The organism is Nonomuraea sp. NPDC049129 (assembly GCF_040648495.1).
Lineage (GTDB): Bacteria > Actinomycetota > Actinomycetes > Streptosporangiales > Streptosporangiaceae > Nonomuraea.
The window spans coordinates 14,104-27,898 of sequence record NZ_JBEZDU010000037.1; the positions used below are offsets into that span (position 1 = coordinate 14,104).

The 13,795-nt window shown below is 70.2% G+C and carries 15 protein-coding genes and 1 pseudogene; 5 read left to right on the forward strand and 11 right to left on the reverse strand.

Going from position 1 to position 13,795, the window contains the following annotated elements; genetic code table 11:
* Position 1 precedes the first annotated feature (1 nt).
* From AB0B64_RS54945 to AB0B64_RS54955, 3 genes are read left to right on the forward strand one after another with little or no spacing between them, the layout of a single operon-like run.
* Positions 2 to 622 carry a GerMN domain-containing protein gene (locus AB0B64_RS54945; RefSeq protein WP_358202532.1) on the forward strand — a complete coding sequence of 207 codons (621 nt, stop codon included), beginning with the start codon at positions 2 to 4 and terminating at the stop codon, positions 620 to 622.
* The gene (locus AB0B64_RS54950) at positions 619 to 1,305 is read left to right on the forward strand and encodes a response regulator transcription factor (protein ID WP_358202537.1); all 687 of its coding nucleotides are present in this window, start codon (positions 619 to 621) and stop codon (positions 1,303 to 1,305) included. Before AB0B64_RS54945 ends, AB0B64_RS54950 begins: the two co-directional genes overlap by 4 nt.
* Positions 1,302 to 2,738: an ATP-binding protein gene (locus AB0B64_RS54955; protein ID WP_358202544.1), complete on the forward strand. Its 1,437-nt coding sequence runs from the start codon at positions 1,302 to 1,304 to the stop codon at positions 2,736 to 2,738. The genes AB0B64_RS54950 and AB0B64_RS54955 overlap by 4 nt, the downstream gene beginning before the upstream one ends.
* 8 nt (positions 2,739 to 2,746) lie before the next feature.
* Here AB0B64_RS54955 and AB0B64_RS54960 read toward each other — a convergent pair whose 3' ends face one another.
* From AB0B64_RS54960 to AB0B64_RS54970, 3 genes are read right to left on the reverse strand one after another with little or no spacing between them, the layout of a single operon-like run.
* Complete coding sequence (locus AB0B64_RS54960) at positions 2,747 to 3,055, reverse strand: aldo/keto reductase (RefSeq protein WP_357957358.1); 309 nt, start codon at positions 3,053 to 3,055, stop codon at positions 2,747 to 2,749.
* A complete protein-coding gene (locus AB0B64_RS54965) occupies positions 2,949 to 3,395 on the reverse strand; it encodes an aldo/keto reductase (RefSeq protein WP_357957360.1) in 447 nt (148 codons plus the stop codon). Before AB0B64_RS54965 ends, AB0B64_RS54960 begins: the two co-directional genes overlap by 107 nt.
* Positions 3,295 to 3,546 (reverse strand): aldo/keto reductase, encoded by a 252-nt coding sequence (locus tag AB0B64_RS54970; RefSeq protein WP_358202559.1) that lies wholly within the window; start codon positions 3,544 to 3,546, stop codon positions 3,295 to 3,297. Before AB0B64_RS54970 ends, AB0B64_RS54965 begins: the two co-directional genes overlap by 101 nt.
* Before the next feature lie 11 nt (positions 3,547 to 3,557).
* Here AB0B64_RS54970 and AB0B64_RS54975 point away from each other — a divergent pair, with 11 nt between their 5' ends.
* Positions 3,558 to 3,977, forward strand: coding sequence for a hypothetical protein (locus AB0B64_RS54975; RefSeq protein WP_358202566.1), 420 nt, complete (start codon positions 3,558 to 3,560; stop codon positions 3,975 to 3,977).
* A gap of 172 nt (positions 3,978 to 4,149) precedes the next feature.
* Here the strand turns inward: AB0B64_RS54975 and AB0B64_RS54980 are convergent, their stop codons facing one another.
* The 4 genes and pseudogenes from AB0B64_RS54980 to AB0B64_RS54995 form a co-directional block, all read right to left on the reverse strand.
* Positions 4,150 to 5,133 (reverse strand): hypothetical protein, encoded by a 984-nt coding sequence (locus AB0B64_RS54980; protein ID WP_357957364.1) that lies wholly within the window; start codon positions 5,131 to 5,133, stop codon positions 4,150 to 4,152.
* A gap of 39 nt (positions 5,134 to 5,172) precedes the next feature.
* A pseudogene (locus AB0B64_RS54985) lies at positions 5,173 to 5,653 on the reverse strand (transposase); the annotation flags it as partial.
* A 205-nt stretch (positions 5,654 to 5,858) separates the two neighbouring features.
* Positions 5,859 to 7,067 carry an acyl-CoA dehydrogenase family protein gene (locus AB0B64_RS54990; RefSeq protein WP_357957366.1) on the reverse strand — a complete coding sequence of 403 codons (1,209 nt, stop codon included), beginning with the start codon at positions 7,065 to 7,067 and terminating at the stop codon, positions 5,859 to 5,861.
* A 125-nt stretch (positions 7,068 to 7,192) separates the two neighbouring features.
* Positions 7,193 to 8,359 carry an MFS transporter gene (locus AB0B64_RS54995; protein ID WP_358202574.1) on the reverse strand — a complete coding sequence of 389 codons (1,167 nt, stop codon included), beginning with the start codon at positions 8,357 to 8,359 and terminating at the stop codon, positions 7,193 to 7,195.
* A gap of 237 nt (positions 8,360 to 8,596) precedes the next feature.
* Between AB0B64_RS54995 and AB0B64_RS55000 the strand changes: the two genes are divergently transcribed.
* On the forward strand, positions 8,597 to 9,172 hold the full coding sequence (locus tag AB0B64_RS55000; protein WP_358202580.1) for a TetR family transcriptional regulator: 576 nt from the start codon (positions 8,597 to 8,599) through the stop codon (positions 9,170 to 9,172).
* Between the two features lie 196 nt (positions 9,173 to 9,368).
* Here AB0B64_RS55000 and AB0B64_RS55005 read toward each other — a convergent pair whose 3' ends face one another.
* From AB0B64_RS55005 to AB0B64_RS55020, 4 genes are all read right to left on the reverse strand, one after another.
* Positions 9,369 to 11,588, reverse strand: coding sequence for a heavy metal translocating P-type ATPase (locus AB0B64_RS55005; RefSeq protein WP_358202585.1), 2,220 nt, complete (start codon positions 11,586 to 11,588; stop codon positions 9,369 to 9,371).
* Between the two features lie 35 nt (positions 11,589 to 11,623).
* Entirely contained in the window at positions 11,624 to 11,833 is a 210-nt protein-coding gene (locus tag AB0B64_RS55010; protein WP_225297698.1) for a cation transporter, read from the reverse strand.
* Between the two features lie 18 nt (positions 11,834 to 11,851).
* Complete coding sequence (locus AB0B64_RS55015) at positions 11,852 to 12,133, reverse strand: metal-sensitive transcriptional regulator (RefSeq protein WP_357957372.1); 282 nt, start codon at positions 12,131 to 12,133, stop codon at positions 11,852 to 11,854.
* Positions 12,134 to 12,200: 67 nt separating this feature from the next.
* A complete protein-coding gene (locus AB0B64_RS55020; RefSeq protein ID WP_358202593.1) occupies positions 12,201 to 13,757 on the reverse strand; it encodes a hypothetical protein in 1,557 nt (518 codons plus the stop codon).
* Positions 13,758 to 13,795: the final 38 nt, after the last annotated feature.

Genomic DNA, 13,795 nt, shown 5'->3' on the forward strand with positions numbered 1-13,795 from the left:
CATGCCGAAGAACGAGAGCGAACACATGCCGGGAGTGCTCTGGCGGGTGGCCACTGTCATGCCGCGGGCGCTGTGCCGTGTGACGACCGGCCTGCCGGGGATACTGTGCCGCGTGGCGGCCGGCCTGAGCGCGGCGGCGGCGCTGGCGGGCTGCGGGATCACCGACACCGGCGCGCTCCCCGCCGGTCAGCCGGCCCAAGGTGGCCTGACCGAGAACAGCAGCCGCCTGCTGCGGGTGTACTTCGTCACGCCCCAGGGCACCTGGCCGGTCTCCCGGCCGGCATCGGACGGAGACCGGTTGCGACAGGCCATGGACGCGCTGCTCGCCGGCCCCACAGCGGCCGAGCGGGCCCGAGGGCTGATCACGCGGCTGCCGTCGGTGACCCAGCCGATCCGGGCCAGGACGACCAAGGGCCGGGTGCAGCTGCATTTACCGTGGCTGGTGCGCGACCTGCGGCCGGTGGCGGTGAGCCAGCTGGTGTGTACGGCCGCCGCGTCCCCAGGGATCGGTGCCGACCCCGTCGTCGAGGTGTTCGAGCCCGGCATGGCGGGCGACCCGTGGCCGGTCAAGTGCGATGAGAGCGGGTCCGCCATCCCGGCCAAACAGGGAGCCCCCTCGTGACCCGCGTACTGCTGATCGAAGACGACCCGGCCGTGCGCCGGGGCGTGAGCCTCGGCCTGCGCCACCGAGGCCACGAAACCCTGCTGGTGGCGACCGGCGAGGACGGGCTGGCCGAACTCATCGCGAGCGCTCCCGAAGTCGTACTGCTCGACCTGATGCTCCCCGGCATGAGCGGCCTGGAGACATGCCGCCGCATCCGCGCCTTCAGCCAGGTGCCCATCGTGATCCTTTCCGCGCGCGACGATGACGTGGACGTCGTCGTCGGTCTGGAAGCCGGCGCGGACGACTACGTGATCAAGCCTGCCAGCAGCGAGGTCATCGAAGCCCGCATGCGCGCGGTGCTGCGCCGTACCACCCAGCCCGCCTCCCCCGGCCAGGCCGCCCGCACCATCCACGGCGACCTGCTCGTCGACCGGGTCGCCCTGCGCGTGCTCAAGCACGGCGCGCAACTCGCGCTGGCGCCGACGGAGCTGAAGCTGCTGCTGTTCCTGTCAGGCGCGCCCGAACAGACCTTCAGCCGCCAGCAACTCCTGGAGCTGGTGTGGGAACACAGCTTCCACGGCGACTACCGGCTGGTCGACGCGTGCGTGATGCGGTTGCGCGCCAAGATCGAGGACGACCCGCGCGAGCCCCGCTACATCCAGACCGTGCGCGGCTTCGGCTACCGGTTCGGGCCGCTGTGATCCGCCCGCCCCTCGCCCGAGGTCTGCGAGCCCAGCTGGTCCTGGTGTTCCTGCTGGTCTCGGCGCTCAGCGCGCTGACCGCCGCCGCGTTCACCTTCCGCCAGGGCCGTACCGCGATCGTGGAGCGCGTCCAGGCCGACGCACTGCAGGAGCTCCGCGCCCACCTCACCGCCCGGGCGCCCGACCTGCCCGCCGACCCCGCCGAGGCGGACCTGCGTACGCTGGCGCTGCAACTGGACCGGGCGGCGGGCACGCGCGGCTGGCGCACCGCCCTGTCCTATCGCGGCGGCCCGCTCATCACCGCCGGGGCGCCGGCGCCGCCGCTGCCCACGCAACTGCGTACCCAGGCGGCCTCGGCGACCACCGCGCTGGCCCAGCGCTTCCACCACGCCCAGACGCCCTGGCTGGCCGTGGCCCTTCCCGTCGTCGCCACCGCACGCCCGCACGATCCCCCGCCGCTCACCGTCTTCGCCTCCTTCTCCCTGGCCTCCCAGCAGCAGGACGTGGACACCCTGGCGGCAGCCGCTCGCTCCGGAGCCCTGCCCGTCGCCCTGGCCTCCATCGTCCTCGCGCTGCTGGCCGCGCGCAGACTGCTGCGACCGGTCCGGCAACTGCGGACGGCCGCCGAGCGGATGGCGGGCGGCAGTCTGGACACCCGCGTGTACGTCACCGGCGACGACGAACTCGCCGACCTCGGCCGTACCTTCAACACCATGGCGGCCACGCTCCAGGCCGACGCGGCCGCGCTGCGCGCCATGGAGGCGCGGGCGCGCCGGTTCGCCGCCGATGTCTCTCACGAGTTGCGTACGCCGCTGGCGGCCATGGCCGCCGTGACGGAAGTCCTCGACGCCGACGCCGCCTCCGGCCGCCTCGCGCCGCTCACCGCCGAAGCGCTGCACCTGGTCTCCGACGAGACGCGCAAGCTCACCCGCCTGGTCGAGGACCTGATCGAGGTATCCCGCTTCGACGCCGGGGCCGCCGTACTGAACCTCGACGAGGTCGATCTGGGCGAGTTCATCGCCAAGACGCTCGCGTTGCGGCACTGGCGGGACCGGGTCCGCACCGATGTTCCCCCGGGGCTGCGCGCCCGCCTCGACCCGCGCCGCGTCGATCTCATCCTCGCCAACCTCGTGGGCAACGCGCTGCGGCACGGCGGCGCGGCGGTGTCAGTGCTTATTCAGGTGCGGGCCGATTTCGAGCAGATCATCATCGCCGTCTCCGACGACGGGCCCGGCATCCCCGCCGACCTTCTGCCCCACGTCTTCGACCGCTTCACCAAAGCCGACGCCGCCCGTACCCGAACCGACGGCAGCGGCCTGGGCCTGGCCATCGCCACCGAGAACGCGCGCCTGCACGGCGGCACCCTCACCGCGGCCAACGCGCCTCACGGCGGAGCCATCCTGACCCTCACCCTGCCTCGCGACCCGCCATGAGCCGTCGGTCACCAAGCGTATGCTTGCGGAGCTTCTCCTCCCGGGCCAGGCCAGATGGCGTCGAGTTCGCGGAGTGTCTCGTCCGGGAGGGAGATCTCGAGCGCGCGTTGGCCGCGGCCGAGCTGCTCCGTGGTCCGTGGTCCGACGATCGTGGCGGTGACGACAGGATTGGCCAGAAGCCAGGCCAGTGCTACGTCGGCGGGTTGCTCACTAAGGTTCGCGCAGAGCGCCTCGTAGCTTTCGATCTGTGACCGGTGCTGCTCGATCTGCCGCCGCATGCCCTCGCCGGCGCGGCGGCCTTCGCTCGCCTTCCGCAAGACGCCTCCGAGAAGACCACCGGCGAGCGGACTCCAGGGAATGAGTCCGACGCCGTAGTAGCGAATCCTCCCACGGAGTCGACCGGTCGACATGGTGCATCTGGTAGAGGTCGATGTGATCGGTCTGGAGCCGGCGCAGGCTTTCGTCACAAGCCCTGCGGATGTGGTACGCCGAGAGCCGCTGATCGTTGGGGCCGGTGTCCATCGGCTGATAGACCTTGGTCGCCAGCACGATGCGGTCACCCCGGCCGCCGCCCTGAGCGAGCCAGCGACCGATGATCTCCTCCAAGACGCCGTAGCCCTTCTCCATGTCCGGGGATTGGGAGGCCGCCGTACACATCCGCCGTGTCGAAGAAGTTGATCCCCATGTCCACGGCCCGGTCCATGATCTTGAAGGCGGTGGGCTCCTCGGTGGTCATGCCGAAGTTCATCGTGCCCAGGCCGAGCCAGCTGACCCGTAGGCCAGAACGGCCGAGATGCCGATAATCCATGTCGATCCTCCTTGACAGTGCTGGCCGGCCACCCCGACGGATCCGCCGGTCCGGGGCGCTGGCCGGTCGCGCTGCGCTTCAGCCGAGAGTGGCGGTGTCGAGCGGTAGCGGACGTCGGAGGCCAGGACTCGCTCGTAGGCCTCGTTGACCCGGTCGGCGGAGATCACCTCGACCTCGCTGCCGATACCGTGCTCGGCGCAGAAGTCGAGCATCTCCTGGGTCAGGGCGATGCCACCGATCATCGAACCGGTGAGGACGCGCCGGGCGCTGCCGAGGAGGAACCTGTTGACGGTCAGCGGCCCAGGGGCGGCGCCGACGCGGACCAGGGCGCCGTCGACGGTCAGCAGGCTCAGGTAGGCGTTGATGTCGACGTCGGCGCTGACGGTGTTGATGATGAGGTCGAACCGGCCGCAGCGGGGCGTAGGTGGTGATGCCCGCGCAGAGCAACGGCTCGGCGGCGGCCGGGTCGAGGCTCTCGGGGACGGACAGGACGTAGTCGGCGTCCAGAGTCAGTTCGTACAGGATGAACCAGACGCCGGTCGGGGCGGTGGGCCTGGAGGGTGATCGATGGTTCAGCCGGTCGAGCACGCGTGTGCTTGATCGTCAGTCCCGGTTTTGAGACACCCGGACTCGGGGCCGGCGCAGCGGTCGCGGGTCCACGGTAAGCCGGTCCCGGGCGGTGACCCATTCCGGGTCTGCCTCGCCGGGCACGGGCGTCAGCATGTCGGGTTCTTGGGATCCGGTGACGGCCAAGTGCCCGGCCATGCCGTACGGGAGCCGCTCGACCTGCCAGCCCGGCCACGCTGCACGGAGCTGAGCCAGCAACCGGGACGGCACGAACTTACCGGTCCAGTATCGCAGCTCGCGACGTGCGAGATCGACCACCGCGCCTGAGAGGACGTTATCCTCCAGTGGCACAGGGAACGGATCCACTGTCCACAGCGAGTCGATGAGGTGCTGTCCGTGCACCAGCCAGGGTAGAAGAGTGTCCGTTCGTTCCCACGTACAGTCGATCCGGTAGTCGCGTACGGTGTAGTCCGTTCCGACGACGCTGATCAGGTGGTCTCCCTGCAGGTACCAGTCCGCGCTGGACTCATCGTGCAGTACCTCCAGCTCGAACCGGTCGGCGTCGAAGGTAACGAACCATCCCTTTCGGCTAGCAATCGGGACTCCCTCCAGCGGCGGGATGACCACGTCGTACGGCCAGACCAGGCGCTCGGCTTCGGGAACGACCTCCACCAACTCCTCGCGGCCGCCCCAAGCCAGTCCGGCGTCCCAGCCAGCCCACACCGGCGCGGTCCGCACCTCACGGTCGATCGCCTCGTTGCCGGGCACCGATGTGCGACACGGATAACACCGGTATCGACGGGTCGGGATGTTCAAGGCGACGCCGCCACAGCAAGCTTCGTTGAAGTAGCCCGGCGTCACGTTCTCCACCTGAATGCCGTCGCGGCGGATCGACGTGACGACCTCGGCCAACGCGCTGCTGTCGGTAATCTGCCAAACACCCCACTTCTGGACCGCATACCAGCACGTGCCGTCAGCGTCATGCAGCAGATATCCGGTCCAGCAGCCCATCTCATCCAAGCTACATCATCGGGCTAGAGGTCGCAGGATTGATGATCTTCAGGGGCGCCGTGTGGGCCGATTGTCCCAGCGGTGGGTGGTCCACGCCCGGCGGATCAGGCTACGTAGGGTGATGATGGCGTCGGCGAGGTCGAAGAAGGCGTCAATGACGTTCTCACGACGTTCGTAGCAACGCTGCAGCCGGTTGAAGGCGTTATGCCAGGCGTTGGTGCGCTCTACATGCCAGCGTTGACCGGCTTGGATCGGGGCCTTGTCGCCTTTGTGGGCGATCTCGCCGGTCATTTCGCGTGCGGTGAGTTCGTCGCGGGTTTTCGCTGAGTCGTAGCCGGCGTCCAGATGCAAAATGATGTTCTCAGGCAGCGGGCCAAGGTCATCAAGCTTGTCCAAGGATAGAGGCCAGAAGCGGTGAATCATGCCGGTTGGCCCCGGCGAGCACGCGGCCGAGCGGGATCCCCTGCCCATCGACCAGCAAGGAGCGTTTCATGCCCTGTTTTCCTCGATCAACGGGGCTGCGACCTGCGACTGGCCATAGATAGATGGGGAACTCGCTCTGGGTTCAAGCGGGGAGTCTCCGCCGCCACGCTTACCAAAGGTGCCAACTTACGTTTGTCGTTATGTCGTTGACCCCCGACGCACACGAGCCGGTACTGCTCGACATCTTCGGCGTGGCCCACCGTGTACCGGCATCCGCCGCACACCACGCGGTCGGTTGAACTGCCCAACGCTTACCGCACCGGCAATCCAGTGACGGCGCGGCCGATGATCAACCGCTGAATCTCGGACGTACCCTCAAAAATGGTGTAAATCTTGGCATCCCGGTGGAAGCGTTCCACCGGATGTTCCCGCGTATACCCCGCCCCGCCCAGGATCTGGATCGCCTGCTCCGTCACCCACACCGCCGTCTCCCCCGCCACCAGTTTCGACATCGAGCCCTCCGCCTGCCCGAACTGCCGGCCCATCCGGGCCATCCAGGCCGCGCGCCAGGTGAGCAGGCGGGCCGTGTCCACGCGGGTCGCCATGTCGGCGAGGAGGAAGGCGATCGCCTGGTTCTCGCCGATCTTGCGGCCGAACTGCTCGCGTTCCCGCGCGTAGTCCCTGGCGTACTCGAAGGCGGCCCTGGCGATGCCGACGGCCATCGCGGCCACCGACGGGCGGGTGGTCTCGAAGGTACGCATCGCCGCCTGCTCGCCGGCGCGTCCGCCGTTGCGGACGCGGGCGAGGCGGGCGTCGAGTTTGTCCTTGCCGCCGAGGAGGCAGGAGCCGGGGACGCGGACGTCTTCCAGGACGACCTCGGCGGTGTGGGAGGCGCGGATGCCGTGTTTGCGGAACTTCTGCCCCATCGACAGGCCGGGGGTGCCGGGTGGGATGACGAAGGTGGCCTGGCCTCGGGTGCCCAGCGACGGTTCGACAGAGGCGACGACCACGTGGACGTTGGCGATGCCGCCATTGGTGGCCCAGGTCTTGACGCCGTTCAGGATCCAGTCGCCGCCGGAGTACACCGCACGGGTACGGATCGAGCCGACGTCAGAGCCCGCGTCCGGTTCGGAGGCGCAGAAGGCGCCCAGCTTGACGTCGTTCTCCGTGCCGAACATCTGCGGGAGCCACTCCCCCATCTGCTCCGGCGTGCCGTTCGCGGACAGGGCGGCGGCGGCCAGGCCGGTGCCGACGATGGACAGGCCGATGCCCGCGTCGCCCCAGAAGATCTCCTCGAACGCCACCGGCAGCGCCAGGCCGCTCTCCTCGAACCACTGGGTGGCGAAGAAGTCGAGCGAGTACAGGCCGATCTTGGCGGCCTCCTGGATGACGGGCCAGGGGGTCTCTTCGCGTTCGTCCCACTCCGCGCCTGCTGGGCGGATCACGTCGCGGGCGAACGTATGCACCCAGTCCCGCACCTCGGCGACATCGTCGCCCAACTCCGGACAGAAGCCGCCCATGCTGTTGCTCCCTGCAAAATCCCGTTAAAGGCACCAGGCCATGCTCACGGTACGGCCACACACGGCCAGCCGTTACCACTGGTAACACCCTACCGGCCAGTAGCCCATCACCGGAAGCCCGCTCGTCAGCGGCCGCGGGACAGGGTCGAGGCCAGTACGGCCGCGGCGGCCAAGGCCATCGCGATCGCCAGGCCGTACATGAGCGGGCCGAACCCGCCGAACGCGGCGGCCACCTGCGGGCCGACGCTGCCCCCGACGGCCAGGGCGAAGGAGAACAGCGCCAGCGCCGTGCCACGCGCTCGTCCCGCCCGCGCGGAGACCGCTTCGTTGAGGCTCGGCAGGCCACCGGTGATCGAGGCGACATAGACGGCGAGCAGGAGCACCAGCCCGAGTGCGGCGGCGGCCGTCCAGCCGATGACGGCCAGCGCGACGGCTCCCGCGAACAGCAGCGCCACGGCCCGCGTGGTCGCTGAGATCCGGCCCAGCCAGGGCATGAGCAGCGGTACGAGCACGATCGAGGGCAGGCCACCGGCGCGCAGGAGGAGCAGTTCGCTCGGAGATGTCATGCCGTAGATCTGCAATCCCGTATAGACGGCCACGAAGCCGACCATCAGCACGATCGTCGCGACGTACCGCAGCACCAACACCCGATCGAACAGCAACCCCGGCACCGACCGGTACACCGACAACAGCGACCCCGACCCCTCCCGCGGCAGGTCGGGCAGCATCACGGCGCGCAGCCCTAGCGCGGCCAGCACGAACCCGGCCGCCGACAGCCCGAACAGCCCCCGCCAACCGAGCACGCCCACCAGCAGTTGGGCGGCGACCTGCAGAAGTACGGCCGAGGCGAGGAACGCGCCGGTCACCGCGGCGATCGCCACGACCCTGCGCCTGGGCTCGACCCGCTCGGCCAGGTACGCCATGCCCGCCGGCGGGAACATCGCCACGGCCACCCCTTGCAGCGCCCGCAGCACGAAGGCCGCCTCCGGCGAAGGACTCAACGCCACCAGCGCGGTGGTGACGGCGGCCAGCGGCAGTCCCAGCAGGAGCAACCGCCTGCGCCCGAACCGGTCGGACAACGGACCGAACACCAGGAAGCCAACGCCATATCCGATGCCGAAGGCGGTGACCAACCAGGTCAAGGCGCCGGTGGACGCGCCCCAACCGGCCGCCATGTCGTGCAGGAGCGGGATCACGACGTACAGCTGGCCGCTGACCAGCACCGCGGTGAGCACGAAGGCCACCATCGTCCGCCCGAACCGCGCGACAGCCGGGGCGGGTTCGGCTCGCACGCGCTCACGAGCGATGACAGTCGAAAGGGAACCCGCAGCGTCGCGGGGAACCGACGTCGGCGCGGCTCGATCGCATGCGACCGGCGCCGGACGTGGGCTTGGGCGGGCGGCGCTCCGGCCGCGGATCACACGAGGAAAGGAGATAGCCATGGCCGGGACGGTAGCCAACCAACTAGTTGGATGTCAACCAAACAGTTGGATTGCAACCAACCAGTTGGTCATGGCAAGATGGACACCATGGCACCCAAGGTCTCGACCGCCGCCACCCGAGCCGCCCTGCTGGAGGCCGCGCGGGGGGAGTTCGCCGCGTACGGCGTCGCGGGCGCCCGCGTGGATCGCATCGCCGAGCGCGCGGGCGTCAACAAGGAGCGCATCTACGGCCATTTCGGCAGCAAGGAGAAGCTGTTCGACGCCGTCATCACCGAGGCGCTCGACGATCTGACCGCGCAGATCGCGCTGCCGGGCGCCGATCCGGGCGACTATGTGGCCAAGCTGACCGACTACTACCACGATCACCCCGACCTGGTGCGCCTGCTGATGTGGGAGGCGCTCAACTACCGCGGCCAGGACCTGCTGCCCGGCCAGGAGGCCCGCGTCGCGCGCTGCGCGCGCAAGACGGCCTCGCTCGCCGAGGGCCGGGGCGAGGAGCCGGACGCGGCGACGGCGCGCAGGTTGTTCCTGCTGACGGGGCTGGCGTTGTTCCAGTCGATGATGCCGCAGCTGGCGCGCATCATCCTGGGTGAGGACGCCGACTCCCCCGCTGGCCGCCGCGCCCTCCGCGACCAGGCCGCCGCCCTGGCCGCGCGCCCTTAAGGACCATTTCTCTTGTACGGCAAGCCCGGGAAGCCCCACCCGCCGACCAGGGCTGGGGGCCTCCAGGAATACGGCCGCTGAGCCCGCACAGAGCCGGGCGCCGCAACAAGACGGCGAAAAACCCCGCTAAGCCACGACGAACCCCAAAAAATCCGGAAGTGGCCGGAAGCAAACCCCCGGCCACTTCCGATCTTCGTTACCTGAAGCGCCGCAGCCGCAGACTGTTGCTCACCACGAAGACGCTCGAGAACGCCATCGCCGCACCCGCGATCATCGGGTTGAGCAGCCCGAGCGCCGCCAGCGGCAGGGCGGCCACGTTGTAGGCGAACGCCCAGAACAGGTTCATCTTGATCGTGCCGAGCGTCCTGCGGGACAGGCGCAGGGCGTCGGCCGCCACGCGCAGGTCGCCGCGGACCAGCGTCAGGTCGGCGGCCTCGATGGCCGCGTCGGTGCCGGTGCCCATGGCCAGCCCGAGATCGGCCTGGGCCAGCGCGGCGGCGTCGTTGACCCCGTCGCCGACCATGGCCACGACCTTGCCCTCGGCCTGCAACCGCTTGACCACGTCGACCTTGTCGGCGGGCAGCACCTCGGCGATCACCTCGTCGATGCCGACCTCGTCCGCGACCGACCCGGCCACCGCCCCGTTGTCGCCGGTCAGCAGCACCGGGGTCAGGCCCAGCCCGCGCAGCTGCCCGATGGCCTCCCGGCTGGTCGGCTTGACCACGTCGGCCACCACGAGCACCGCCCGGGCCTGACCGTCCCAGCCCACCGCCACCGCCGTACGGCCCGCCGCCTGCTCTTCGGCCGACCGGCGGGCCAGGTCCGCGGGCAGCTGCTGGGACCGCTCGGCCAGCAGCTTCGGGCGGCCGACCAGCACCGCGTGCCCGTCGACGGTGCCCCGCACGCCGAGCCCCTCGATGTTGGCGAAGTCCTCGACCGTGGCGTCGGATCCGGCCGCCCGCGCGATGGCCTGGGCGATCGGGTGCTCGGAGGCGTGTTCGAGCGCGCCGGCCAGCCGCAGGACCTGCTCGCGGTCCTCGCCGTCGGCCAGGTGCACGCCGGTGAGCGTCATCCTGCCTTCGGTGACCGTGCCGGTCTTGTCCAGCACGATCGTGTCGATCGCGCGGGTCGACTCCAGCACCTCGGGTCCCTTGATCAGGATGCCGAGCTGCGCGCCCCGGCCGGTGCCGACCAGCAGCGCGGTCGGTGTGGCCAGGCCGAGCGCGCACGGGCAGGCGATGATGAGGACGGCCACGGCCGCGGTGAACGCCGCTCCCGCCCCGCCGCCGGTGCCGAGCCAGAAGCCCAGGGTGGCGACCGCGAGGCCGATCACGATCGGCACGAAGATGCCGGAGACGCGGTCGGCCAGCCGCTGGACCCGCGCCTTGCCGGTCTGCGCCGCCTCCACCAGCTTGGCCATCTGGGCGAGCCGGGTGTCGGCACCGACCCTCGTCGCGCGGACCACGAGACGGCCGCCCGCGTTGACGGTGGCGCCGGTGACCGCGTCGCCGGGCCGCACCTCCACGGGGATGGACTCGCCGGTCAGCATCGAGGCGTCGACGGCCGAGGAACCCTCCTCGATCACGCCGTCGGTGGCGATCTTCTCGCCCGGCCGTACGACGAAGGTGTCGCCCACCTCGAGCCGGTCGGCGGGAACGCGGGTCTCGACGCCGTCGCGCAGCACCGAGACCTCCTTGGCGCCCAGCTCCATCAGCGCCCGCAGGGCGGCTCCGGCGCGGCGCTTCGAACGCGCCTCGAAGTAGCGGCCGGCCAGGATGAACGCCGTCACCCCGGCCGCCGCCTCCAGGTAGATGTTCCCGGAGCCGTCGGTGCGCTGGATCGTGAACTCGAACGGGTGCGTCATGCCGGGCGTGCCCGCCGTACCGAAGAACAGCGCCCACAGCGACCAGCCGAGCGCGGCCAGCGTGCCGACCGAGACGAGCGTGTCCATCGTCGCCGCGCCGTGCCGCAGGTTGGTCCAGGCGGCCTGGTGGAAGGGCCGGCCCGCGTAGATCACCACCGGCGCGGCCAGGGTCAGCGACAACCACTGCCAGTTCGTGAACTGCAGCGCCGGGATCATCGCCATCGCGATCACCGGCACCGACAGCACGACCGAGGTGATCAGCCGGTCGCGAAGCGGACGCAGCTCATCGTCCGGCCCGTGTTCCTCCCCCGCCACGACGGCGGGCGGGGCGGGCAGCGCGGCGCTGTAGCCCGCCTTCTCCACCTCGCTGATCAGCACCCGCGGGTCGATGCCATCGGGGAAGGTGACCTTCGCCTTCTCCGTCGCGTAGTTGACCGTGGCGGTCACGCCGTCGAGCTTGTTGAGCTTGCGCTCGATCCGATTGGCGCAGGACGCGCAGGTCATGCCGCCGATCGAGAGCTCGACGGCGTTGCCGTCGGCGAGGGAGGTCATCACCACCCCTTTCTCGCGTCAGTGATCGCCGTGCGTCACTGGTTCGCCACTTCGTAGCCGGCCTCCTTGACGGCGGCGACGATCTTCGCCTCGTCGATCAGGCCCTCGCTGTCCACGGTCAGCAGTCCGCTGGCCAGGTCCACCTCCACGGAGGTGACTCCGGCGACCTCGCCGACCTCTTCCTTGACCGAGCTCACGCAGTGGCCGCAGGTCATGCCCTTGACGGTGTAGGTGGCAGTGCTCATATCGATCAACCTTCCAGGTCAGGAACGAACAAGTCGGGCGATGGCGTCACTGGCCTCTTTGACCTTGGCCTGGGCCTCGGGACCGCCCTGGAGGGTGGCTTCGGCGACGCAGTGACTCAGGTGCTCTTCGAGCAGGGACAGGGCGAACGACTGCAAGGCGCTGGTGGCCGCCGAGACCTGCGTGAGGATGTCGATGCAGTATTTGTCGTCCTCGACCATCCGCTGCAGGCCACGCACCTGGCCTTCGACCCGGCGCAACCGCCGCTGGTGGTCCTGCTTGTTGTCGGTGTAGCCGGCCATTCGCCGCTCCTCTCCCGCACTCTGTCGCTCACATTACTATACCCCCCTACCCTATGCGCGCCGGACGCTATCGCCAGTTCGCGGATGGGCCGGCCGGGGTACGCTTCGCGGCCGGCCACAGCACCGCCAGCGTGTACGCGCACAGCACGGCGAAGCCGGCCCATCCGGGCAGCGGGTAGTATCCGGCGGACGGCGCGTAGTGCGCGGTCACCTGCGGATACTCCACCGCCGTCTGCTGGACGGCGAAGCCCGCGGCCGGGGTGAGCCGCAGCAGCCATTGCGCCACGGTGTCGAGCAGCAGCGGCAGCGCGGCCACCGTGTAGGGCACGGCGACGAGCGCCAGCGCGAGCAGGATCGCCGCCCAGCCGCGCCGCAGCAGGACCCCGAGCCCGTACGCCAGCACACCGCACAGCGCGAGCACCGCCGCGAGGCCGATGACGACCCGGGCGCCGGTCACCGGTGACAGCGGCTGCAGGTTGACGCCCTTACCGGTCAGGATCGCCAAGCCGAGTGTCACCGCCACGCCGACGGCGACCAGACCGGCCACGAAGATCGCGCCGCCGGCCACCACGGCCCGTGCGGCCAGGGCCGGGCGGGAGGCCGGCGTGCCGGACCGGGCGCCGAACCGGGCGGCCACGACCAGGACGATGATCAGTGCGATCACCAGGCCGAACAGCGCGGTCGTGACGGTCATGCCGCCCTCGCTCGGGCCGATGTCGCCGGTCCCGCTCACGGTGATGACGCCGTCCTTCTCGACCGCGCCGGAGGCGGTGTGGTACTTCTCCCAGTCGGTGTGGTTCATCTCGCCGACGGACTCGCTGCGCCACTTTCCGCCGGCCGCGCCCGCCGCGTTCTCGCCGCCGGCCGCGTCCGCCGCGTTCTCGCCGCCGGCCGCGTCCGCCGCGTTCTTGCCGTCGGCCGCGCCCCTCACGTCGACATGGTCGAAGACCCCGGTGGCCTGCGTGAACCGGACCTCCTCGATGGCACCGCCGAGTCCGACCTCCCGTAACGTGAGGTCACCGGGTGAGGCGGCGAACAGGCCGGCCTGCACCGTCTCCGGCAGGCCCGCCAGGCGTACCGTCCCGACCGTCTGCCAACTCCGGCCGTCGGCGGACTCCGCGCCGGTGATGGTGTCCCCGGACCGCGCCAGCCGCAGCCAGCGCGGGGATCCCAGTGACAGGCCGCCCGAGCTCCCGGCGATGTCCTGCCGGTAGTCGGCCTGCATCCGCACGCCGTGGCGGCCGGTCATCATGAGCGCCGCGTACGAGGAGCCCCGCCGGACGCCGTCCTTGATGATGATCCCGGCCTTGGCCCACGGCACCAGGCCGGAGACGATCTGGTCGTGGTTCGGCGGGGGGTAGGTGATCGTGCCGGTCATCGAGGTCATCCGTATGGTGATGACGCCGTTCGGGCCGAGGCCGCGGTGGTGGAACCAGAACTGGTCGTTGACGATCGAGCCGTCCGCGGCGGTCGGAGCGACCGGGCAGGGATCGCCGCAGTCGACCGTGGAGGTGAAGACCAGGCCGCTGGCGATCACGATGAGGGCCGCCACCGCCAGGGCGATCAGGCGGCCGGGACGGCGGAAGGCCGTCCATTCCCGGTGGAGGAGTTGAGTGCTCAGCATGCGCTCGTTCTATGGGCGCGGGCCTAACATCACCCGAA